13 protein-coding genes, 20 tRNA genes and 3 rRNA genes are annotated in these 23,216 nt (G+C 40.9%); 32 read left to right on the top strand and 4 right to left on the bottom strand.

The genetic code is table 11. The features are described from left to right. Window positions 1-106: 106 nt before the first annotated feature. Window positions 107-1,414 (bottom strand): sigma 54-interacting transcriptional regulator, encoded by a 1,308-nt coding sequence (locus ACQCPR_RS13055; RefSeq protein ID WP_340930201.1) that lies wholly within the window; start codon window positions 1,412-1,414, stop codon window positions 107-109. Window positions 1,415-1,551: 137 nt separating this feature from the next. Between ACQCPR_RS13055 and pruA the strand changes: the two genes are divergently transcribed. From pruA to ACQCPR_RS13035, 4 genes are all read left to right on the top strand, one after another. Continuing rightward, on the top strand, window positions 1,552-3,096 hold the full coding sequence (gene pruA / locus ACQCPR_RS13050; RefSeq protein ID WP_090567215.1) for an L-glutamate gamma-semialdehyde dehydrogenase: 1,545 nt from the start codon (window positions 1,552-1,554) through the stop codon (window positions 3,094-3,096). 63 nt (window positions 3,097-3,159) lie between these two features. Beyond that, a complete protein-coding gene (locus ACQCPR_RS13045) occupies window positions 3,160-4,353 on the top strand; it encodes an ornithine--oxo-acid transaminase (RefSeq protein WP_090567218.1) in 1,194 nt (397 codons plus the stop codon). 82 nt (window positions 4,354-4,435) lie between these two features. Beyond that, window positions 4,436-5,680, top strand: coding sequence for a Glu/Leu/Phe/Val family dehydrogenase (locus ACQCPR_RS13040; RefSeq protein WP_269923192.1), 1,245 nt, complete (start codon window positions 4,436-4,438; stop codon window positions 5,678-5,680). 81 nt (window positions 5,681-5,761) lie between these two features. Continuing rightward, the gene (locus ACQCPR_RS13035) at window positions 5,762-6,925 is read left to right on the top strand and encodes an iron-containing alcohol dehydrogenase (RefSeq protein ID WP_090567224.1); all 1,164 of its coding nucleotides are present in this window, start codon (window positions 5,762-5,764) and stop codon (window positions 6,923-6,925) included. Window positions 6,926-7,000: 75 nt separating this feature from the next. Here the strand turns inward: ACQCPR_RS13035 and ACQCPR_RS13030 are convergent, their stop codons facing one another. After that, window positions 7,001-7,990: a cation diffusion facilitator family transporter gene (locus ACQCPR_RS13030; RefSeq protein ID WP_090567227.1), complete on the bottom strand. Its 990-nt coding sequence runs from the start codon at window positions 7,988-7,990 to the stop codon at window positions 7,001-7,003. Between the two features lie 13 nt (window positions 7,991-8,003). Further along, on the bottom strand, window positions 8,004-8,723 hold the full coding sequence (locus ACQCPR_RS13025; protein WP_090567230.1) for an MgtC/SapB family protein: 720 nt from the start codon (window positions 8,721-8,723) through the stop codon (window positions 8,004-8,006). 807 nt (window positions 8,724-9,530) lie between these two features. On the opposite strand from ACQCPR_RS13025, the gene ACQCPR_RS13020 reads away from it, so the two are divergent. The 24 genes from ACQCPR_RS13020 (at window position 9,531) to ACQCPR_RS12905 (ending at window position 17,379) form a co-directional block, all read left to right on the top strand. After that, window positions 9,531-11,085 (top strand): 16S ribosomal RNA (locus ACQCPR_RS13020). A gap of 196 nt (window positions 11,086-11,281) precedes the next feature. After that, window positions 11,282-14,210: ribosomal RNA gene (locus ACQCPR_RS13015) — 23S ribosomal RNA — on the top strand. A gap of 120 nt (window positions 14,211-14,330) precedes the next feature. Continuing rightward, a 5S ribosomal RNA gene (gene rrf / locus ACQCPR_RS13010) occupies window positions 14,331-14,446 on the top strand. Together the 16S, 23S and 5S rRNA genes with 20 tRNA genes alongside form the textbook arrangement of a ribosomal RNA operon. Window positions 14,447-14,471: 25 nt before the next feature. Next, window positions 14,472-14,547, top strand: a tRNA-Val gene (locus tag ACQCPR_RS13005). 13 nt (window positions 14,548-14,560) lie between these two features. Further along, window positions 14,561-14,636, top strand: a tRNA-Thr gene (locus ACQCPR_RS13000). Between the two features lie 6 nt (window positions 14,637-14,642). Then, window positions 14,643-14,715: transfer RNA gene (locus ACQCPR_RS12995), tRNA-Lys, on the top strand. A 23-nt stretch (window positions 14,716-14,738) separates the two neighbouring features. Next, window positions 14,739-14,823, top strand: a tRNA-Leu gene (locus ACQCPR_RS12990). A 17-nt stretch (window positions 14,824-14,840) separates the two neighbouring features. Continuing rightward, window positions 14,841-14,915: transfer RNA gene (locus tag ACQCPR_RS12985), tRNA-Gly, on the top strand. Window positions 14,916-14,930: 15 nt separating this feature from the next. After that, a tRNA-Leu gene (locus tag ACQCPR_RS12980) sits at window positions 14,931-15,019 on the top strand. Between the two features lie 18 nt (window positions 15,020-15,037). Beyond that, window positions 15,038-15,114, top strand: a tRNA-Arg gene (locus ACQCPR_RS12975). A 7-nt stretch (window positions 15,115-15,121) separates the two neighbouring features. Further along, window positions 15,122-15,198, top strand: a tRNA-Pro gene (locus ACQCPR_RS12970). 12 nt (window positions 15,199-15,210) lie between these two features. Continuing rightward, window positions 15,211-15,286: transfer RNA gene (locus ACQCPR_RS12965), tRNA-Ala, on the top strand. 22 nt (window positions 15,287-15,308) lie between these two features. Beyond that, window positions 15,309-15,382, top strand: a tRNA-Met gene (locus tag ACQCPR_RS12960). 6 nt (window positions 15,383-15,388) lie between these two features. Further along, window positions 15,389-15,465 (top strand) — tRNA-Ile (locus ACQCPR_RS12955). Window positions 15,466-15,475: 10 nt separating this feature from the next. Beyond that, window positions 15,476-15,568 (top strand) — tRNA-Ser (locus ACQCPR_RS12950). A gap of 89 nt (window positions 15,569-15,657) precedes the next feature. Further along, window positions 15,658-15,732: transfer RNA gene (locus tag ACQCPR_RS12945), tRNA-Met, on the top strand. Between the two features lie 3 nt (window positions 15,733-15,735). After that, window positions 15,736-15,811: transfer RNA gene (locus ACQCPR_RS12940), tRNA-Asp, on the top strand. 72 nt (window positions 15,812-15,883) lie between these two features. Then, window positions 15,884-15,959: transfer RNA gene (locus tag ACQCPR_RS12935), tRNA-Phe, on the top strand. Window positions 15,960-15,966: 7 nt separating this feature from the next. Continuing rightward, window positions 15,967-16,040, top strand: a tRNA-Gly gene (locus ACQCPR_RS12930). A gap of 6 nt (window positions 16,041-16,046) precedes the next feature. After that, window positions 16,047-16,123: transfer RNA gene (locus ACQCPR_RS12925), tRNA-Ile, on the top strand. A gap of 4 nt (window positions 16,124-16,127) precedes the next feature. Beyond that, window positions 16,128-16,202: transfer RNA gene (locus ACQCPR_RS12920), tRNA-Asn, on the top strand. Between the two features lie 5 nt (window positions 16,203-16,207). Next, window positions 16,208-16,298, top strand: a tRNA-Ser gene (locus tag ACQCPR_RS12915). A 6-nt stretch (window positions 16,299-16,304) separates the two neighbouring features. Further along, window positions 16,305-16,376 (top strand) — tRNA-Glu (locus ACQCPR_RS12910). A 163-nt stretch (window positions 16,377-16,539) separates the two neighbouring features. Next, window positions 16,540-17,379 (top strand): hypothetical protein, encoded by an 840-nt coding sequence (locus tag ACQCPR_RS12905; RefSeq protein ID WP_427137178.1) that lies wholly within the window; start codon window positions 16,540-16,542, stop codon window positions 17,377-17,379. Window positions 17,380-17,429: 50 nt separating this feature from the next. Here ACQCPR_RS12905 and ACQCPR_RS12900 read toward each other — a convergent pair whose 3' ends face one another. Then, window positions 17,430-18,341 (bottom strand): 1,4-dihydroxy-2-naphthoate polyprenyltransferase, encoded by a 912-nt coding sequence (locus tag ACQCPR_RS12900; protein WP_090564467.1) that lies wholly within the window; start codon window positions 18,339-18,341, stop codon window positions 17,430-17,432. 152 nt (window positions 18,342-18,493) lie between these two features. Here ACQCPR_RS12900 and ACQCPR_RS12895 point away from each other — a divergent pair, with 152 nt between their 5' ends. The 4 genes from ACQCPR_RS12895 to menB are packed head-to-tail and all read left to right on the top strand — an operon-like array spanning window position 18,494 to window position 23,190. Then, window positions 18,494-19,855 (top strand): isochorismate synthase, encoded by a 1,362-nt coding sequence (locus ACQCPR_RS12895; RefSeq protein ID WP_427137177.1) that lies wholly within the window; start codon window positions 18,494-18,496, stop codon window positions 19,853-19,855. Beyond that, entirely contained in the window at window positions 19,848-21,566 is a 1,719-nt protein-coding gene (menD, locus tag ACQCPR_RS12890; RefSeq protein ID WP_427137176.1) for a 2-succinyl-5-enolpyruvyl-6-hydroxy-3-cyclohexene-1-carboxylic-acid synthase, read from the top strand. Before ACQCPR_RS12895 ends, menD begins: the two co-directional genes overlap by 8 nt. Continuing rightward, window positions 21,548-22,375, top strand: a complete 828-nt coding sequence (gene menH / locus ACQCPR_RS12885) for a 2-succinyl-6-hydroxy-2,4-cyclohexadiene-1-carboxylate synthase (RefSeq protein ID WP_427137175.1) — start codon at window positions 21,548-21,550, stop codon at window positions 22,373-22,375. Before menD ends, menH begins: the two co-directional genes overlap by 19 nt. After that, entirely contained in the window at window positions 22,372-23,190 is an 819-nt protein-coding gene (gene menB / locus ACQCPR_RS12880; RefSeq protein WP_090564459.1) for a 1,4-dihydroxy-2-naphthoyl-CoA synthase, read from the top strand. Before menH ends, menB begins: the two co-directional genes overlap by 4 nt. Window positions 23,191-23,216 lie beyond the last annotated feature (26 nt).

Genomic DNA, 23,216 nt, shown 5'->3' with positions numbered 1-23,216 from the left:
AGTAAACTAGAGTGGAGAGCAAGTAAATAACAAGTGGAAGCAAGTAAACGTAAATTTGGGTTAGCGGTAAGAGCAAATCACGACCAACCCTTAAAAAGTCCAAGCCTTACTTCTTCATCTTACGTATCCTGTATTGCAAATTTTGTCTGCTCATTCCGAGGGCTTCGGCAGCTTTGGTAATATTCCCATCAAATTTATCTAAAGCTTTTTGCAGATAATACATTTCTGCAGAACGTAAATACTCATCAAGTGGAACTAATTCCTTATCAGAAGTAATAACAAAATCCTCTGCTTTTCCTAGAGTCTCGTTAAAATCCTGAACCTTCATCTTAAAGTGGAGAGGCAACATATCAAACTTCAAAATTTGCTCAGTAGTTACCATTGAGCTTATTTCATCCAAAAGTAATTCCAATTCTTTTAGATTTCCTGGCCATTCATACATTAAAAAAGCTTGGATAACATCGTCATCAATTTCATTAATAGTGGAGCCATAGCGATTTAAATATCGATTAAAGTAATCATACGTAAAGGGTAAAATATCCTCAGTTCGTTTACGTAAAGGAGGAATGCTTATTGTTACCTGGGCAAAATAATAATATAATTCCTTGCTTAACTTATTAGTGGATATAAGATCTACCGGATCATCGCCAATACTTGCAATGTATAAATTTTGTCGTGATTCGTTTGAAGTAAGAATTTGCAACAGTTCATTTTGTAAATCGAGGGATAATAAATCAATTCTTTCACAAAATATTGTACAGTGCGAGATATCAGAAAGCTCTTTTTGAAATTTGTTTATTAAAAAACTATCTGAGCTATGGCAAAAAAGAGAGATAAACTGTTTATTTACAGGCGAAAGCTGATTGTGAATACCTTCAGCTATTAAATCCTTGCCAGTACCAGCTTCTCCAACTAAGAGAACTGGCATTCTTACATGTGCTGCTTTAACCGAGCGTTCTAATACTTCCTGCATATCCGTCGAAACAGCAGTAATGCTAGAAAGGGTGATTGCCTCATTGTATCGTTTTAAAGGCTGATAAATTAGCCTTTCTAAAGCAGTTATATCACGAGAAAATTCAACTGCCCCTATAAGTTTTTCATCTTGCCATATAGGGTATGTATCATTAATAGTGGTTATTTCCTGACCATTTCGATTCCAGTAGGTCTGTTTAGCACGTAATACTGGTTCCCCACTATGTAAAACTTTTAATAATGTACTCTCTTGTTGTTCAAATTGGAATAGTTCAAATATGGAACGGTCGACAACATCTGTTAAATTTAGCCCTTCAATTTCTTTCATTTTTTCGTTGTAAATAATCGTTTTGCCGGATAAGTCGACAGCGTGAATGCCTACTGCTACTTGCTCAGTTGCAAATTTATAAAACGGCAGAAAATCTTTTATTTGTTCGTCCAAATGGCTCACCTCAAAAAAATATTTCACATTTTAGAATTTTTTACTTGAAATACGCAACAATCTTTTGCATTATTATATATGTAAACTAAAAGAAACTGCAAATTTTTTTTGCGCCCAAATTAAAGGAGGATATACATTTGATACCTTACAAACATGAAGCATTCACAGATTTTTCGAAAGAAGAAAATAAAAAAGCAATTCAAGAAGGCTACAAAGTAGTTGATGCATACCTAGGAAATGATTTTCCGTTAATCGTTGGTGGGGAACGTATTACTACAGAAGCTAAAATAAAATCTTATAATCCAGCAAAAAAAGAAGAACTTGTTGGTGCTGTTTCAAAAGCATCAAAAGAAATTGCTTCTAAAGCTATGGATATTGCAGATGAAACATTCAAAACTTGGAAAAAAGTAAAACCTGAAATACGTGCAGACGTACTTTTCAAAGCTGCAGCAATCATTCGTCGCCGCAAATTTGAATTCAGCGCTTTATTGTCAAGAGAAGCAGGGAAAACTTGGGTTGAAGCTGACGTAGAAGTTGCTGAAGGAATTGACTTCTTAGAATACTATGGTCGCGAAATGTTGCGTATAAAAAATGGTGCACCAGTTGAAAGCCGCCCAGGTGAGTATAACCAATATAACTATATTCCACTAGGTGTTGCTGTTGTTATCTCACCTTGGAACTTCCCATTTGCAATCATGGCTGGTACTACTGTTGCTGCTATGGTAGCAGGTAACACTGTACTATTAAAGCCAGCTTCTACAACTCCAGTTGTTTCTTATAAATTTGTAGAGGTATTAGAAGAAGCAGGTATGCTTCCAGGAGTAGTTAACTTCATCCCAGGTTCTGGTGCTGAAATTGGTGACTTCATGGTAGAACACCCACGTACGCGTTTAATCAGTTTCACTGGTTCACGTGATGTAGGTCTTGGAATCGTTGAAAAATCTTCTAAATTAGCTCCAGGGCAAATTTGGATTAAGCGTTCTATTCTTGAAATGGGTGGTAAAGATACAATCATAGTGGATAAAGAAGCTGATTTAGAATTAGCAGCCCAATCTATCGTGAAATCCGCGTTTGGATTCAGTGGTCAAAAATGTTCTGCATGTTCACGTGCAGTAATCGTAGAAGATGTTTACGATACTGTATTAAACCGTGTAGAAGAATTAACAAACGCTTTAACAGTTGGTATCCCAGATAAGGATGAGCATTTCGTTGGTCCAGTTATTGATGGTGCGTCATTCAAAAAAATTATGAGTTATATCGAAATTGGTAAAGAAGAAGGTCGTCTAATTACTGGTGGTACTGGTGATGATTCTAAAGGATTCTTTATCCAACCAACTGTAATTGCTGATCTATCTCCAACAGCACGTATTATGCAAGAGGAAATATTCGGACCAGTTGTTGGTATTTCTAAAGCGAAAGATTTCGATGAGGCGCTTGAAATTGCTAATAATACTGAATATGGTTTGACAGGTGCTGTTATTACAAACAACCGTTTAAACCAAGAAAAAGCGCGTGAAGATTTCCATGTTGGTAACTTATACTTTAACCGTGGATGTACTGGTGCTATTGTTGGGTACCAACCATTCGGTGGATTCAATATGTCTGGTACAGATTCAAAAGCTGGCGGTCCAGATTATGTACAACTTCATATGCAAGCAAAAACAACATCTGAAATGCTTTAAGATTTTCGAGGCAGACTTGATTTAAAGTCTGCCTTCATTATAAATAAAAGGGGTAATGAGTGAATGACTATTTCATCACAAGTGATTGAGCAAACGAACAAATTTGGTGCAAACAACTATAACCCACTTCCAATCGTAGTATCAGAAGCTGAAGGGGTTTGGGTAAAAGATCCTGAAGGTAACAAATACATGGATATGCTATCGGCATATTCGGCAGTAAACCAAGGGCATCGCCATCCAAAAATTATTCAAGCTTTAAAAGACCAAGCTGATCGTGTAACTTTAACTTCTCGTGCCTTCCACAATGATCAATTAGGTCCGTGGTATGAAAAAGTTAGTGAGTTAACAGGAAAAGATATGGTATTACCAATGAATACTGGTGCAGAAGCAGTTGAAACTGCATTTAAAGCAGCTCGTAGATGGGCATATGATGTTAAAGGCGTTGAAGCTGACCAAGCAGAAGTAATTGCTTGTAATGGAAACTTCCACGGCCGTACTATGGGAGCAGTTTCACTTTCGTCTGACCCTGAGTACAAACGAGGATTCGGACCATTGCTTCCTGGTATTAAATTAATTCCCTACGGTGATTTAGAAGCATTAAAAGCTGCAATTACACCAAATACAGCTGCTTTCTTAATCGAACCGATTCAAGGGGAAGCTGGAATTATTATTCCTCCTGCTGGTTTCATGAAAGCTGCACGTGAATTATGTCGTGAAAATAATGTGTTATTTATCGCAGACGAAATCCAAGCTGGTTTATGCCGTACTGGTAAAATGTTTGCCTGTGAGTGGGAAGAAGTAGACCCAGACATGTATATTTTAGGAAAAGCATTAGGTGGTGGAGTATTCCCAATCTCATGTATCGTTGCAAATAAAGAAATTTTAAGTGTATTTAACCCTGGCTCCCATGGATCTACATTTGGTGGTAACCCTATGGCATGCGCTGTTTCTTTAGCAGCATTAGATGTCCTAGTGGATGAAAAATTAGCTGATCGCTCTCTTGAATTAGGTAATTATTTTATGGATGCATTGAGAGATATTAAACATCCTTCTATTAAAGACGTTCGTGGTCGCGGTTTATTTATCGGAATGGAATTAACGGTTGAAGCACGTCCATTCTGTGAGGAGTTAAAAGAACTAGGATTATTATGTAAAGAAACTCATGATACAGTAATTCGTTTTGCTCCACCTCTAATCATTTCAAAAGAAGAGTTAGATTGGGCTATCGAAAGAATTCAAAAAGTATTCAATAAATAATAATTCTTAGACAAATTTCAACAATTCTATGTTACAATTATTCCGAAGAAATAATATTAAATTAAAGAGGCGAAAAATTAAAATGGCTGAAAATTTAAACCTGTTCACATCAACCCAGGCTGTCATTAAAGAGGCTCTGAACAAACTTGGTTATGACGAAGCAATGTATGACTTATTAAAAGAACCACTACGTATGTTAGAAGTTCGAATTCCTGTACGTATGGATGACAACACAGTGAAAGTATTTACTGGATACCGTTCACAACATAATGATGCTGTTGGACCTACAAAAGGAGGAGTTCGTTTTCATCCGGGTGTAACACCAGATGAAATGAAAGCCCTATCTATGTGGATGACTTTAAAAGCTGGTATTGTTGATCTTCCTTATGGTGGAGGTAAAGGTGGAGTTGTTTGTGATCCACGTGAGATGTCAATGGGAGAAATCGAACGTCTAAGCCGTGGATATGTACGTGCAGTTGGACAAATCGTTGGACCGACAAAAGATATCCCTGCTCCAGACGTATTTACAAATGCTCAAATCATGGCATGGATGATGGATGAATATAGTCGTATGGACCAATTCAATTCCCCTGGCTTCATCACTGGGAAACCACTTGTACTTGGTGGTTCGCAAGGTCGTGACCGTGCAACTGCTCAGGGTGTTACTATTGTTATCAATGAAGCAGCGAAAAGACGCAACATTGACATGCAAGGTGCACGTGTAGTTATCCAAGGTTTTGGTAATGCAGGAAGCTTCCTAGCTAAGTTTTTGAGTGATCAAGGTGCAAAGGTAATTGCTATTTCTGATGCATACGGAGCTTTACATGATCCAAATGGTTTAGACATTGACTATCTATTAGATCGTCGTGATAGCTTTGGAACCGTAACAACTCTGTTTGAAAATACGATTTCTAACCAAGAGTTATTAGAATTAGATTGTGATATTTTAGTTCCTGCTGCTATTGAAAACCAAATTACTGCAGAGAACGCTCATAATATTAAAGCTAATATCGTAGTAGAGGCAGCAAATGGGCCAACTACAACAGAAGGTACTAAAATTCTTTATGATAGAGGAATTCTATTAGTCCCTGACGTTTTAGCTAGTGCTGGTGGAGTAACTGTTTCTTACTTTGAGTGGGTTCAGAATAACCAAGGTTACTACTGGACTGAAGAAGAAGTAGACGAAAAACTAGTAAAGAAAATGGTTGAAGCATTCCAAAACATTTACGAAGTTGCAACGACTCGTAATATTGATATGCGTTTAGCTGCTTATATGGTTGGAGTACGTAAAACTGCAGAAGCATCCCGTTTCCGTGGTTGGGTTTAAACATAATAGTAAGGTGATCCGCTTGTATTTTACAAGCGGGTTTTTTATTATTAAGAAAGTATGGAAAGAGGAGGATGTTAGATGAACGCTTTTTCATTTTATAACCCAGTGAAATTGATTTTTGGTAAAGATCAAATAAGTAAGCTTAAAGTGGAGTTATCTCCCTACGGAAAGAAAGTTCTTGTCGTTTACGGTGGAGGTAGTATAAAGAAAAATGGATTATACGACCAGGTAATGGTCGAATTAAAAGAAGCTGGTATGGAAATATTTGAATTAGCGGGTGTGGAACCAAATCCTAGATTGGCAACTGCAAAACGGGGTGCTGATATTTGTAAAAAGGAAGGTATTGATGTAATACTCGCAGTTGGTGGAGGCTCAGTGATAGATTGTACTAAGCTTATTGCTGCTGCGGCTAAATACGAAGGAGATCCTTGGGATTTTGTTACACGCAAAGCGATTCCACAAGAAGCACTGCCTTTTGGTACAATATTAACTCTTGCAGCAACTGGTTCAGAGATGAATTCTGGGTCTGTTATTACTAATGAAGATACATTAGAAAAGTATGGCTGGGGAAGCCCTTTAGTTTATCCTAAATTTTCTATTTTAGATCCGGTAAACACGTTCACAGTTCCTCTTGATCAAACAGTTTACGGAATAGTAGATATGATGTCCCATATGTTTGAGCAATACTACAACAACGCAACAAATACTCCTGTTCAAGACGAAATGATAGAAGGAACTCTGCGTTCAGTTATAGAAGTAGGGCCAAAACTCATCAATGACCTAACAAACTATGAGTATCGGGAAACTATATTATTTGCAGGCACAATAGGTTTAAATGGCTTCTTGCAAATGGGTTATAACGGTGACTGGGCAAGTCATAATTTAGAACATGCAATCTCAGCTGTTTATGATATTCCACATGGCGGTGGATTGGCTATCGTTTTTCCTAGATGGATGCGTCATAACGTAAAAGTAAATCCACAACGTTTTGCTAAACTTGCAAAAAATGTTTTTAAAGTGAATCCTGAAGGTAAATCTGTAGAAGAAGTAGCTTATGAAGGAATCGATCGCTTAGAGGAATTTTGGAATTCTTTAAACGCGCCATCTACATTAGCTGACTATAATATAGATGATAGCAAAATTGACCTTATGGTAGAAAAAGCAATGGTTTATGGTGAATATGGTAATTTCCATAAGCTTAATGCAGAAGACACTAAAACAATTTTAACAGCTTGTCTTTAATAGTATGACTCCAAAAAACCACATGACAACTCGTCATGTGGTTTTTTGTTACTATTTGTAAATGCTCTCCAAACTTTAATCACGTGTTTTTAAAACGGTACGTTCATCCTTATGTTGAGTCCATGTTCTGATTCCATCGTCCTCATCAAATGAGATTGTAATATCCGTTACTCCTTGTTGAGTTAATATCAATTCTTTTATAGTGTCGCTAATATCGTCTACCTCTGCGAATGTATATTTAGGGTCTATCTCTATAATTATTTCAACATGGAGATATTCACCTTCTTTAATAACCTCAAGCTTTTGTATATCTTTTACATGTTCATTTTCAGATACTATATGAGCAATATGAACAAGCATTTGCTCATCGGTTTCCCCTAGTGCACCTCTAGCGTTATCTAGGAATACTTTTCCTACAACATAGAACATCATTATACCGATCATAATAGAAGCAATACCTTCTGCTTGTAAGAATCCAGTGAAGTGGGAAATTAGCACAGCCACAAATGCTAAGATACCTCCTGATGTTGCAACTAAATCCTCCATAAAAACAAGCTTTGTTGCAGGTTTAGCTCTGCTTAAGTTAGCAAAACTTGTTGTTAGTGGCGAAAGGAGTGTACCTTTTACACCTACTTCGTGCAATATTTCTTTCCCAGCTTTGTAAAGAACTACAAATTCTAACACAATGGCAATTGCAAGTACGCTGAGGGTTATTGCTACACCTGTAGATTCGGTTGGATGTTGAATATGATGCCAACCCTCAATAATAGTCTCATAAGATAATATTCCAACAATAATTACAGCGCCTAAACAAACAAGGTTTACTAAACGTCCAAAACCATTTGGAAATCTTGGAGTGGGTGCTTTTTTAGACAAAGATGAACCGATGTAAACAAAGAATTGGTTTGCTGCATCTCCAATGGAGTGCATCATTTCCGCAAACATTGCTACATTTCCAGTAAAGAAAAATGCCCCACCTTTTAATAAAGCAATAATAGTATTTACAATTGCTGCTAATAAAGAAGGTTTGTTCCCATCTTTTAATAACTTGAATAATTCTCCCATATGATAGCTCCTTTTAAATCGATTCTACGTCTACCGTTTCAATAAATTTTTGTTTTTTTATTGTTGCGTAGAATTCAGCCGTATTTTTTTTAGTAATTATGGACAATCGCATATCCATTTCATGTTTAACAGTATTATTGTCTAAAGTAACGTCTTTAATGCGGATGCTTTCTATATAAACACCGCTTCCTTGCAAAAAGTCATATACTTTAGGGATACTTTCTGGATTTCCTACTAAAACTGTTAATGATAACTCCTTCGATCTTAAACGTTTTGGTCCAATTTTAGTAAGAAGGGGTGGTATCAATTCAATACCCACTATTACAATAATTACACTAAGTGCCGATTCAACATAAAAACCTGCACCAACAGCTATTCCAATTCCCCCGGCTCCCCATATCATTGCGGCAGTAGTTAAGCCGGTTATACTATCATTGCCTTTACGCAATATAACCCCTGCTCCGAGAAAACCTATACCACTTACTATTTGTGCTGCTAAACGCAAAGGATCCATCGTAATATTTATTGAGTCATTGGGAATGGCTTTATAAGCTGCTTCAATGGATATGTAGGTTAGAAGACAGCTAAATGTAGCGATTACTATACTCGTCTTTAATCCAATCGGTTTCTTTTTTAGTTCCCTCTCTATACCAATGATTAAACTTAATAATGCAGCAAAAATTAATTTAAATATAATTTCATTATAATTACTAAGGTGGTTTAGCCATTCCATCAATAATTCCCCCCTTGATTTCATTATAGAGTTTGAGGATTTTATGTACTTTCTACTATTAATTGCTATTATTTTGGAAAGGATATATTGGTAGATTTCTTGTTTCTTTATTATAAGTATAGAATGAGTTAAAATAAAGCGCTGTTGTTCTTCGGTATATGATTCAGCTCTCAATTCATTTTATTGATTCAGGAGTTTTCTATTACTTAAACTAATATTTATTAAAGTCTAGAATATATTCATATTTTAGTTAGACAAGTTATAGAAGAGCTATAAGTAGGGGAAAATCCGCAATTAATTACAATGAGTAATCTAGTTTTGATATATGATGAGGGGCAAAAGTGCAATAGTTTATAAGATATTTAAGATTTTTTATAAAAAGGGTTGCTTTTTATTTCTATACGATGTATATTAATACTTGTCCTTCGGAACGAGATACAAACAACTTGAAAAACTTCAAAAAAATGTTTGACATCAAATCTGAAATAAGTTATACTAATAAAGTCGCCAAAACGACTTGAACAATATGAACATTGAACATTGAACATTGAAAACTGAACATGCAAAACGTTAAGAAATATAGCTTATCAACTAACTCGTTAGTTCGATAGCAAATCAATTTTGACATCATTTAATGATGATGCCAGCAAAACAAAATGAGCTTTTAAACTAGTTCTATTCGCTGGATGACGAGACGTAGTGCAGTGCGAGGAAGCAATCGAGAGGGGGAAGGAACGTACTAGCGTACGTGACTGACCGAACGAGTGAAAGCTGACAAAGCGATGTGCTGCGTATCGTCATCCAGATCTTATGGAGAGTTTGATCCTGGCTCAGGACGAACGCTGGCGGCATGCCTAATACATGCAAGTCGAGCGAATGATGAAGAAGCTTGCTTCTTCTGATTTAGCGGCGGACGGGTGAGTAACACGTGGGCAACCTGCCCTGTAGATTGGGATAACTCCGGGAAACCGGGGCTAATACCGAATAATCCATTTCCTCACATGAGGAGATGTTAAAAGACGGCATCTCGCTGTCACTACAGGATGGGCCCGCGGCGCATTAGCTAGTTGGTGAGGTAACGGCTCACCAAGGCGACGATGCGTAGCCGACCTGAGAGGGTGATCGGCCACACTGGGACTGAGACACGGCCCAGACTCCTACGGGAGGCAGCAGTAGGGAATCTTCCACAATGGACGAAAGTCTGATGGAGCAATGCCGCGTGAGTGAAGAAGGTTTTCGGATCGTAAAACTCTGTTGTGAGGGAAGAACAAGTACGAGAGTAACTGCTCGTACCTTGACGGTACCTCATTAGAAAGCCACGGCTAACTACGTGCCAGCAGCCGCGGTAATACGTAGGTGGCAAGCGTTGTCCGGAATTATTGGGCGTAAAGCGCGCGCAGGCGGTCCTTTAAGTCTGATGTGAAATCCCACGGCTCAACCGTGGAAGGTCATTGGAAACTGGGGGACTTGAGTACAGAAGAGGAAAGCGGAATTCCAAGTGTAGCGGTGAAATGCGTAGAGATTTGGAGGAACACCAGTGGCGAAGGCGGCTTTCTGGTCTGTAACTGACGCTGAGGCGCGAAAGCGTGGGGAGCAAACAGGATTAGATACCCTGGTAGTCCACGCCGTAAACGATGAGTGCTAAGTGTTAGGGGGTTTCCGCCCCTTAGTGCTGCAGCTAACGCATTAAGCACTCCGCCTGGGGAGTACGGTCGCAAGACTGAAACTCAAAGGAATTGACGGGGGCCCGCACAAGCGGTGGAGCATGTGGTTTAATTCGAAGCAACGCGAAGAACCTTACCAGGTCTTGACATCCCGCTGACCGGCCTAGAGATAGGCTTTTCCCTTCGGGGACAGCGGTGACAGGTGGTGCATGGTTGTCGTCAGCTCGTGTCGTGAGATGTTGGGTTAAGTCCCGCAACGAGCGCAACCCTTGATCTTAGTTGCCAGCATTCAGTTGGGCACTCTAAGGTGACTGCCGGTGATAAACCGGAGGAAGGTGGGGATGACGTCAAATCATCATGCCCCTTATGACCTGGGCTACACACGTGCTACAATGGACGGTACAGAGGGTCGCAACCCCGCGAGGGTGAGCAAATCCCATAAAACCGTTCTCAGTTCGGATTGTAGGCTGCAACTCGCCTACATGAAGCCGGAATCGCTAGTAATCGTGGATCAGCATGCCACGGTGAATACGTTCCCGGGCCTTGTACACACCGCCCGTCACACCACGAGAGTTTGTAACACCCGAAGTCGGTGGGGTAACCCTTACGGGAGCCAGCCGCCGAAGGTGGGACAGATGATTGGGGTGAAGTCGTAACAAGGTAGCCGTATCGGAAGGTGCGGCTGGATCACCTCCTTTCTAAGGATAATATCGGAATACGAATCTTTATTCGTATCTTAACGTTTTGCAGTTCAGTTTTGAATGTTCATTTTTATATGAAGATTCGATACTTGTTCTTTGAAAACTGGATAAAACGACATTGAAACAATAAACAACAAGAAATTCTGTTGTGATTATTTACGTAATCACAACGTGTAAGACTTTTTAACTTTTAGGTTAAGTTAATAAGGGCGCACGGTGAATGCCTTGGCACTAGGAGTCGACGAAGGACGGCACTAACACCGATATGCTTCGGGGAGCTGTAAGTGAGCTTTGATCCGGAGATTTCCGAATGGGGAAACCCACTGTTCGTAATGGAGCAGTACATTTGCGTGAATACATAGCGCATCTGAGACACACCCAGGGAACTGAAACATCTAAGTACCTGGAGGAAGAGAAAGAAAAATCGATTCCCTGAGTAGCGGCGAGCGAAACGGGAATAGCCCAAACCAAGAGGCTTGCCTCTTGGGGTTGTAGGACACTCTACATAGAGTTACAAAGGAATGAGTTAGACGAAGCGATCTGGAAAGGTCCGCAGGATAGGGTAAAAGCCCCGTAGTCCAAAATTCATTCTCTCTTGAGTGTATCCTGAGTACGGCGGAACACGTGAAATTCCGTCGGAATCCGGGAGGACCATCTCCCAAGGCTAAATACTACCTAGTGACCGATAGTGAACCAGTACCGTGAGGGAAAGGTGAAAAGCACCCCGGAAGGGGAGTGAAATAGATCCTGAAACCGTGTGCCTACAAGTAGTTAGAGCCCGTTAATGGGTGATAGCGTGCCTTTTGTAGAATGAACCGGCGAGTTACGATTACATGCAAGGTTAAGTTGAGAAGACGGAGCCGCAGCGAAAGCGAGTCTGAATAGGGCGAATGAGTATGTGGTCGTAGACCCGAAACCAGGTGATCTACCCATGTCCAGGATGAAGGTAAGGTAACACTTACTGGAGGTCCGAACCCACGCACGTTGAAAAGTGCGGGGATGAGGTGTGGGTAGCGGAGAAATTCCAATCGAACCTGGAGATAGCTGGTTCTCTCCGAAATAGCTTTAGGGCTAGCCTCAAACGTTAGAATCTTGGAGGTAGAGCACTGTTTGGACTAGGGGCCCATCCCGGGTTACCGAATTCAGACAAACTCCGAATGCCAATGATTTATGTTTGGGAGTCAGACTGCGAGTGATAAGATCCGTAGTCAAGAGGGAAACAGCCCAGACCACCAGCTAAGGTCCCAAAGTATTTGTTAAGTGGAAAAGGATGTGGCGTTGCTTAGACAACCAGGATGTTGGCTTAGAAGCAGCCATCATTTAAAGAGTGCGTAATAGCTCACTGGTCGAGTGACGCTGCGCCGAAAATGTATCGGGGCTAAACAAATCACCGAAGCTGTGGATTGATACCTTTGGTATCAGTGGTAGGAGAGCGTTCTAAGGGCGTTGAAGTCAGACCGGAAGGACTGGTGGAGCGCTTAGAAGTGAGAATGCCGGTATGAGTAGCGAAAGACGGGTGAGAATCCCGTCCACCGTATGACTAAGGTTTCCTGAGGAAGGCTCGTCCGCTCAGGGTTAGTCGGGACCTAAGCCGAGGCCGATAGGCGTAGGCGATGGATAACAGGTTGATATTCCTGTACCACCAAACCACCGTTTGAGTAATGGGGGGACGCAGAAGGATAGGGTAAGCATGCTGTTGGTTATGCATGTCCAAGCAGTAAGGTGTGAATGTAGGCAAATCCGCATTCTGTAACATTGAGCTGTGATGGCGAGGACGTATGTCCGGAGTTCCTGATTTCACACTGCCAAGAAAAGCCTCTAGCGAGGTGATAGGTGCCCGTACCGCAAACCGACACAGGTAGTCGAGGAGAGAATCCTAAGGTGAGCGAGAGAACTCTCGTTAAGGAACTCGGCAAAATGACCCCGTAACTTCGGGAGAAGGGGTGCTCTTTTGGGTGCATAGCCTAGAAGAGCCGCAGTGAATAGGCCCAGGCGACTGTTTAGCAAAAACACAGGTCTCTGCAAAACCGTAAGGTGAAGTATAGGGGCTGACGCCTGCCCGGTGCTGGAAGGTTAAGAGGAGTGCTTAGCGCAAGCGAAGGTGCGAATTGAAGCCCCAGTAAACGGCGGCCGTAACTATAACGGTCCTAAGGTAGCGAAATTCCTTGTCGGGTAAGTTCCGACCCGCACGAAAGGCGTAACGATCTGGGCACTGTCTCAACGAGAGACTCGGTGAAATTATAGTACCTGTGAAGATGCAGGTTACCCGCGACAGGACGGAAAGACCCCGTGGAGCTTTACTATAGCTTGATATTGAATTTTGGTGCAACTTGTACAGGATAGGCAGGAGCCTTAGAGCCCGGAGCGCCAGCTTCGGAGGAGGCGTCGGTGGGATACTGCCCTGGTTGTATTGAAATTCTAACCCATACCCGTAACCCGGGTAGGAGACAGTGTCAGGCGGGTAGTTTGACTGGGGCGGTCGCCTCCTAAAGTGTAACGGAGGCGCCCAAAGGTTCCCTCAGAATGGTTGGAAATCATTCGAAGAGTGTAAAGGCAGAAGGGAGCTTGACTGCGAGACCTACAAGTCGAGCAGGGTCGAAAGACGGGCTTAGTGATCCGGTGGTTCCGCATGGAAGGGCCATCGCTCAACGGATAAAAGCTACCCCGGGGATAACAGGCTTATCTCCCCCAAGAGTCCACATCGACGGGGAGGTTTGGCACCTCGATGTCGGCTCATCGCATCCTGGGGCTGTAGTCGGTCCCAAGGGTTGGGCTGTTCGCCCATTAAAGCGGTACGCGAGCTGGGTTCAGAACGTCGTGAGACAGTTCGGTCCCTATCCGTCGTGGGCGTAGGAAATTTGAGAGGAGCTGTCCTTAGTACGAGAGGACCGGGATGGACACACCGCTGGTGTACCAGTTGTTCTGCCAAGAGCATCGCTGGGTAGCTATGTGTGGACGGGATAAGTGCTGAAAGCATCTAAGCACGAAGCCCCCCTCAAGATGAGATTTCCCATTACGCAAGTAAGTAAGATCCCTCAAAGACGATGAGGTAGATAGGTTCGGGGTGGAAGCGTGGCGACACGTGCAGCTGACGAATACTAATCGATCGAGGACTTAACCAAATTTGTTTAACGTAACAATGTCGTTTATCCAGTTTTGAAAGAATAAATTTTTTTAAAATAACTCTTGTAATATTCTACAGAGTTGGTATAATAAAACTTGTCTTTCATTAATTATTCAAGTCTAGTGATGATGGCGAAGAGGTCACACCCGTTCCCATACCGAACACGGAAGTTAAGCTCTTCAGCGCCGATGGTAGTTGGGGGTCTCCCCCTGTGAGAGTAGGACGTCGCTGGGCTTGCAATAAATACATAATTTACCCAGGAGGATTAGCTCAGCTGGGAGAGCATCTGCCTTACAAGCAGAGGGTCGGCGGTTCGAGCCCGTCATCCTCCACCATATATTTACTCCTGCCGGAGTAGCTCAACTGGTAGAGCAACTGACTTGTAATCAGTAGGTTGAGGGTTCAAGTCCTTTCTCCGGCACCATTTTTAGAGCCATTAGCTCAGTTGGTAGAGCATCTGACTTTTAATCAGAGGGTCGTAGGTTCGAATCCTACATGGCTCATCACTTTATAGTGAATAATGTATGCGGGTGTGGCGGAACTGGCAGACGCACTAGACTTAGGATCTAGCGCCGCAAGGCGTGGGGGTTCGACTCCCTTCACCCGCACCATTTAATTTAATAACCGAGCGGAAGTAGTTCAGTGGTAGAACACCACCTTGCCAAGGTGGGGGTCGCGAGTTCGAACCTCGTCTTCCGCTCCAAAGATTCACTAAAGTGCCGGGGTGGCGGAACTGGCAGACGCACAGGACTTAAAATCCTGCGGTAGGTGACTACCGTACCGGTTCGATTCCGGTCCTCGGCACCACTTTTATGAAAAACATATGCGCTCGTAGCTCAATTGGATAGAGCACTTGACTACGAATCAAGAGGTTGCAGGTTCGAGTCCTGCCGAGCGCACCATATTTGACGGGAAGTAGCTCAGCTTGGTAGAGCACTTGGTTTGGGACCAAGGGGTCGCAGGTTCGAATCCTGTCTTCCCGACCAGTTATTATTTTCGGGGCCTTAGCTCAGCTGGGAGAGCGCCTGCCTTGCACGCAGGAGGTCAGCGGTTCGATCCCGCTAGGCTCCACCATTTATAAAAAGTTTGAAATCTTGGCGGTGTAGCTCAGTTGGCTAGAGCACTCGGTTCATACCCGAAAGGTCGTGGGTTCGACTCCCTCTGCCGCCATCTTAAGGACCTTTAGCTCAGTTGGTTAGAGCAGACGGCTCATAACCGTCCGGTCGCAGGTTCGAGTCCTGCAAGGTCCACCATCAATATCTTGGAGGAATACCCAAGTCTGGCTGAAGGGATCGGTCTTGAAAACCGACAGGCGGGTCATACCGCGCGGGGGTTCGAATCCCTCTTCCTCCTCCATTTTAATCTAATTGATGCAGCTGTAAGCCGAAGAAGATGTCTCATTATTCTTAAGCAAAGTACCACAGATTTTGTAAATATATTAACGTCGCGGGGTGGAGCAGTGGTAGCTCGTCGGGCTCATAACCCGAAGGTCGCAGGTTCAAATCCTGTCCCCGCAACCAAATGGTCCCGTGGTGTAGCGGTTAACATGCCTGCCTGTCACGCAGGAGATCGCCGGTTCGATCCCGGTCGGGACCGCCATTTATATATGAATGTTAATACATATCAATTGAAAATTTGGCTTGAAAAATTAGCTTCATTTAAAATTGAAGAGGCTCAGTAGCTCAGTCGGTAGAGCAAAGGACTGAAAATCCTTGTGTCGGCGGTTCGATTCCGTCCTGAGCCACCATAGTAATGCGGGTGTAGTTTAGTGGTAAAACCTCAGCCTTCCAAGCTGATGATGAGAGTTCGATTCTCTTCACCCGCTCCAAGTAATGGGCCTATAGCTCAGCTGGTTAGAGCGCACGCCTGATAAGCGTGAGGTCGATGGTTCGAGTCCATTTAGGCCCACCATTATTCCGAAGTAGCTCAGTGGTAGAGCAATCGACTGTTAATCGATCGGTCGTAGGTTCGAGTCCTACCTTCGGAGCCATATATGGGGAAGTACTCAAGTGGCTGAAGAGGCGCCCCTGCTAAGGGTGTAGGTCGGGCAACCGGCGCGAGGGTTCAAATCCCTCCTTCTCCGCCATATATTGGCCCCTTGGTCAAGCGGTTAAGACACCGCCCTTTCACGGCGGTAACACGGGTTCGAATCCCGTAGGGGTCATACTCAAAAAAGGTAACCAATCATTGGTTACCTTTTTTTATATTCTTATTTCTTTCCTTATGTTATGGTATGTAAAGCTAATATCATTTATATAGCAAAATGTCCTTTGATATCAGATAATACCTAGATATGATATAACGCTTGGCGAAGGGAGAGGTTAAAAGTGTTAAAAAAAATTAGTAAATTGGTTCTTGTAGCTTTTTTAGCTTTGGGTATTTCCAACCTAGGTAATATGAAAGTCGATGCATCCACAAGCAAAGTTATGTGGGGAAAAACTGAGTTAAAACAAGGACAAATAGGTAAGGTTACAATTCTAGCAAACACAAATTTAGTTAAAGTAGGCTCAAATGGATCACTTAATAAAGTACGCACACTAAAAAAAGGTGATGAATACAGAGTTTATACGTATAAGGGAACAAATGGTGGTTTATATGGTGTAGGAGCAAGTAGTTACGTACAAAAAGGTTCTCAAGTAAAATATGAAACGCCTTCTAAAAGCAAGCTTGCCTTGCTTAATAAAGAAGTAATTGGTGGGCTTAAGCCAAAGACAGGGATGAAGCTTGTTTATTCCCCTAGTTTTACTGAAAATACACAAAATGAATTTACTGTTAGTGATTCATATAATTCTGAATATGATATTACTGAAGCTTTTTTAATGAAGAAAGGTGATTCCCTAAATAGTTTTACTTATATTGAACGTAAAAATCGTTTAGCGTTTGGTGTAAGTCATACAGATTGGGTCATACTCGACCTCGCTTTACCTTTAATTGAAGGAAAACAAACGAAAGAATACTATCTAACAGAGGACAACGATGAAGCTTTCTATAATGTAAATGTGGAAAGTACTACTAGCACAGTTAAAGTAAAAGCCGGAACATTCCAAAACGTGGTAGTTGTTCGTATAAACAATGGCGATACGTATTATATCGCACCAGGAATCGGTATTATCAAGCTTGTTGATAAAAAAGGAGTAGTTAAAGCAGAATTATTATCATTCAAATAAGCAAAAAACCAGAATACTAGCAAAACGCTAGTATTCTGGTTTTTTAATTATTATAGATAATAGCCAATCAATAAACCTATACCTAACAGGAACACAAAAATTGTATTTGTTAGTGCAGTGTCTTTCATAGCTGGTGCTACTTGAACTGGATTTTCTGTTTGTTTAAATAATTTAATAGCATGTATTGGTTTCTTCACACTTAACAAGACCAATAAACTCCATGGAGTGATTATTTGTAAAACTACCATACCAATTATCCAAAGATAAGATAATACAAAATAAGCAGCTAGAATTGCAATGGCATTTTTCCGCCCAACTAATATAGCCATCGTTTTTCGTCCACCTGCTGTGTCTTCTACTAGATCGCGAATATTATTAGAGAGCATTATCGCGGCAACAAGAAGGGCACTTGGTACAGACAATAAAATAGCAAATAGCGGTACTGAACCTACTTGGATAAATACTGCAATTAAAACGATTAGCATCCCCATAAACAATCCACTAAATAGTTCTCCAAAGGGTGTACTAGAAATAGGATAAGGTCCACCTGTGTAGAAATATCCAACGGCCATGGAAATTGCACCGACAATTAACAATAGCCAAGAGCTTTCGTAACAAATATAGATTCCTAAGGCGGCAGCAATAATATATAGTAATAATGCTAGTTGCATAACGGTTTTGGGTTTTACACCATTACGTACAATGGCACCACCGATACCAACCGATTCCTCACTATCAAGTCCTCGTACAAAATCATAATACTCGTTAAACATATTTGTAGCAGCTTGTATAAGAAGACAAGCTAATAACATAGCAATAAATAATAGCCAGTCAATATTTGCCTCGTATAGGGCAATCATTGTACCTAAAAAAACAGGTGCAAATGAAGCAGTAAGGGTATGTGGCCTTGTTAATTTCCACCAAACGCGCCAACCTTTGTCTGCTTGAAATTCATGTGACATAATTTTTCTCTCCTTTAAAAGAATCCAATCTCAATTTTAGCATAAATTTATGGCTAAATGTGTGCTGAAATGTGTAGAAAGATGTATGATTAAGGGTAGAGTAATTTAATTAACCTAGATAAAAGAGTAGTTATTAAACGGAGGTCATATTTATGCCGAAAACCACCGGCACCATTGATACAAAATACCGTTTTTATACGGAAACAATAGAAGTCTCAAGATTGTCTGCCCAGGCATTCTTTGAAGCAGGGGATGAATTATATAGAGGGAAACGTTATTTTTGGCAAAACAAAGAGAAGACGTTAACTTTAGTAGGATTGGGACATGCTCATATTATTGCAAATAATTTAGAAGATAATAGATACAAGGATATTGATACGAAGTGGAAGGAACTGTGCCAGTCTTCATTAAAGGAAAAGGCAGATGTATCTCCAATTCTATTTGGTGGATTTTCATTTGATCCTAAAAACAAGGTTTCATCGGAATGGGATACGTTCCCTTCTGCCTTCTTTGTCGTATCTAAATTTCAATTAGTTATTCAGCATGACCAAGCATTCGTTAATATTCATTATATAACGGATGAAGTGAAAAGCATGGAACCTTTTGAACAACTACGTATAGAAAGAGATGCGTTAATACACACTGCTCAGGTAAAAGAGTTAAAGGTACATGCTAAACCAACACTAATCAAACGAGAAGATCGCTTGAAAGATGAATATTTGCACGCTGTAGAGGATGTAACGAAGAGAATCCGAGAAGATGAGATACAAAAAGTAGTAATTGCCCGATCTCTAAAACTAACATTTAATGATACTTTTTCTCCTGCAACGGCAATATATAATGCATCGATGGAGCAACCAGAAAGTTATTTATTTGGTCTAGAGAATGATGAAAAAATCTTCTTTGGCGCAACTCCTGAGCGACTTGTAAAAGTGGAGAATAATAAAGCTCAATCTGCAGGGCTTGCGGGTTCCATTAGAAGAGGGAAGAATTCTCTCGAGGACAAAGAGTTAGGAGATTCGTTATTAACAGATCCCAAAAACTTAGGTGAGCATAAATATGTTGTAGAAATGATTAAGAAGGTATTTATGCAATATTGTGAGGATATTAAAGTACCAACTAGACCAAAGCTTATGAAGATTAGAGATATCCAACATCTATATTCTCCAATTGAAGGAGACCTTAAAAAGGAGTCTTCATTATTTGAATTAGTACAAGCTTTACACCCAACACCTGCATTAGGAGGAGAGCCTCGTCAGGATGCGATTAAAATTATTCGTGAATCCGAACAGATGAATCGTGGATATTATGCTGCTCCAATTGGTTGGATAAATGCTGAAGGAGACGGAGAGTTCGCAGTTGGGATACGTTCTGCTTTAGTGGAAAATGAACATGCCTACTTATATGCAGGTGGCGGAATTGTTGCTGAATCATCCTCTTTAGAGGAATTTGAAGAAACACGAGTGAAGTTCCGTCCGATGCTTCGAACTCTTGGAGGAAACATGAATGACTAACATCGAGTATTTAACATCATATGTAAATCACTTTGTAGAAACGGTTAAACAGACAGGAGTTCAGGATATAGTAATGTGTCCTGGTTCAAGGTCTACTCCACTTGCGTATGCATTTGCTAAAAGTGAAGGATTTCAATTTTATCGACAAATAGATGAGCGCTCGGCTGGTTACTTTGCGCTTGGTATTGCGAAAGCTAAAAAAAATCCTGTTGTTCTTTTATGTACTTCAGGAACAGCAGCAGCAAATTTTTTCCCAGCGATAGTGGAAGCATATTACGCACGTGTACCTTTATTGGTCATTACAGCTGATCGGCCTCATGAACTCAGAGAGGTAGGAGCTCCTCAAGCAATCGATCAACTTCATTTGTACGGAAAGCATGTGAAGTGGAGTGTAGATTTCCCACTACCCGAACAAAATGAAGAGAGCCTTGATTTTGTAGAGCGTCATATTCAGCGCGCAGTGTCTACATCTAGAGTTTTTCCGATGGGACCAGTCCATATAAATGTACCATTCCGCGAACCGTTATTACTTGATATGGAACAAACAACATCAAATGTGAACATGCAAGTATCGGAAATAGGAAAGTTAGTGCCAAGTGCAGAGTTTGTAGAATGGTATAAAGATATACTACAAAATGAGGAAAGAGGATTATTTATAGTAGGAGATTCACTTCAAACTACTGATGGTTTTTGGGAATTTGCAAAACAGGTACGGTGGCCAGTTCTAGTGGACCCTTTATCTAATTTACGGGCATCCATACCTGCCGATTGTATGGATTTATGTATAGATCAATATGATGCAATTCTAAAAAATGATGCTTTTAAAAAAGTGGCTGTTCCTAATGTAGTCGTTCGTTTTGGGGCACAGCCTGTTTCCAAGCCACTAATGCTGTTTTTAAAGTCTTGTAAGCCTTCAGTATTTATCGTTGTTGATGAAAGTCCTATTTTTCGTGATTCACTTCATATCGCTACACATCATGTTCAGGTTGAGGCAGGGTCGTTATGGATAAAAACACTTGAAAAAGCTTCCTCTAAATATGCCGATTCCTGGTCTCAAGCAAATGAAATTGCTACTAATCATGTGGATAGCTATATTCAAAATGAAACAGATGAAGGTGCATTGGCAGGCATGTTGTTTGAAACACTACAAGATAATTCCTATTTATTTGCTAGTAGCAGTATGCCAATACGAGACCTTGATACTTTTTTCAATAAAACGGCCAAAGATATTCAGCTCTATGCAAACAGAGGAACTAATGGAATCGACGGAGTAGTTTCTACAGCAATAGGAGCTCAAGCAGCTTTAAATCGTCCAGGGTATTTGCTAATAGGGGACTTAGCGTTCTTACATGATTTGAATGGTTTGATTGTGACTCGATTCCACCGTACCGATATGACAATTATCGTTATGAATAATGATGGCGGTGGTATTTTCTCTTATTTACCTCAGTCTACAGAAACCAATTATTTTGAGCATTTATTTGGTACTCCGACAGGATTAGAGTTTTCACATATAGCAGCTATGTATAATGCACAATACTTTGCCGTTCATTCGAAGGAAGATTTTAAAGCAGCCCTTACTGGGGAGAAGTTAAAGGATATTCGTATTATTGAGGTATTTACGAATAGACAAGTTAATACAGAAACACATCGCAAATTATGGGATGAAATTTCGAAGGAGCTGGACTCGGTTTGGAAAGTACAACTGTAAATGTCCGTGGGATTGATATCCATTTCAACAGATATAATAATGGGGCTAAGGAAAGAATAGTGTTATTGCATGGTTTTACAGGTTCTACAAATACATGGAATGAAGTAATTTCTTTTCTACCCAATACATTTGATATTTTAACCATTGATCTTATCGGTCACGGGGTAACTTCGAAGCCTATGGATTCTACCCGTTACGCTGTAGAGGAGCAGATAGCAGACTTAAATGCAATGTTTCATCACCTTAAGTGGAGTAATTTTACGCTAGTTGGTTATTCAATGGGTGGTCGATTAGCTCTATCCTATGCAAGCCAATATCCTGTTGATAGGTTAATCCTTGAAAGTAGTTCCCCTGGTATTACTGAGATAGAACAACGTTTAAATAGAAAACAATCAGATGAGCTCCTTGCTGATCGGATATTGAATGAAGGACTCACATCCTTTGTGCATTTTTGGGAAGGGATTCCTTTATTTCATACTCAACGCCAATTGTCTTTGGAGACACAGCAGCAGATACGAGAGGAACGACTTGCGGGGTCTGAAATTGGCTTAGCTAATAGCTTACGTGGATTTGGTACAGGGGTGCAACCTTCCTATTGGCACAAACTCGAAGAAATTAACACACCGACATTTTTGTTAACAGGAGAGCAAGATGAAAAATTTAGCAAGCTTGCGAAAAAGATGAAAAAATACCTTCCAAATGTTGCACATATAGAAATAAGAGATGTAGGACATGCAATTCATGTGGAAAATCCTGAATTGTTTGCTACAATAGTAAAGGATATTATTTTAAAGGAGGATGTAAAATGACTCGCGAATGGACAACATTACATACATATGAAGACATTAAGTATGAGTTCTACAACGGGATTGCTAAGGTAACAATTAACCGTCCGGAGGTGCGTAACGCATTTCGCCCTAAAACAGTAATGGAAATGATAGATGCATTTTCTCGTGCTCGTGACGATCAAAATGTAGGTGTCATTATTTTAACTGGTGAAGGTGAGCATGCATTCTGTTCAGGTGGGGACCAAAAAGTACGTGGCCATGGTGGATATGTAGGAGAAGACGAAATTCCACGTTTAAACGTACTAGATTTACAACGTCTTATCCGTGTAATCCCTAAACCAGTAGTAGCAATGGTTGCTGGATATGCAATTGGAGGCGGACATGTTTTACATGTAGTATGTGATTTAACAATTGCTGCTGATAATGCGAGATTTGGACAAACTGGACCTAAGGTTGGATCGTTTGATGCCGGCTATGGTTCTGGATATTTAGCACGTATTATCGGACATAAAAAAGCGCGTGAAATTTGGTACTTATGCCGTCAATATGATGCACAGCAAGCACTTGATATGGGATTAGTCAATACGGTAGTTCCATACGCGCAATTAGAGGATGAAACTGTTCAATGGTGTGAGGAAATGCTAGAAATGAGTCCAACAGCACTTCGTTTCTTAAAAGCTGCGATGAATGCAGATACGGATGGTTTAGCAGGTCTTCAACAATTAGCAGGTGACGCAACTCTGCTTTACTATACAACGGATGAGGCAAAAGAAGGTCGCGATTCTTTTAAAGAAAAACGCAAACCAGATTTTGGTCAATTCCCACGTTTTCCGTGATGCATAGCATCCAGCGAGTAAAAAGC

It is taken from the genome of Psychrobacillus psychrodurans (genome assembly GCF_050209195.1).
GTDB classification, from domain to species: Bacteria; Bacillota; Bacilli; order Bacillales_A; family Planococcaceae; genus Psychrobacillus; species Psychrobacillus psychrodurans.
Note: the sequence above shows the minus strand (reverse complement) of the source record. Positions and strands in the feature narration are given on the sequence as shown.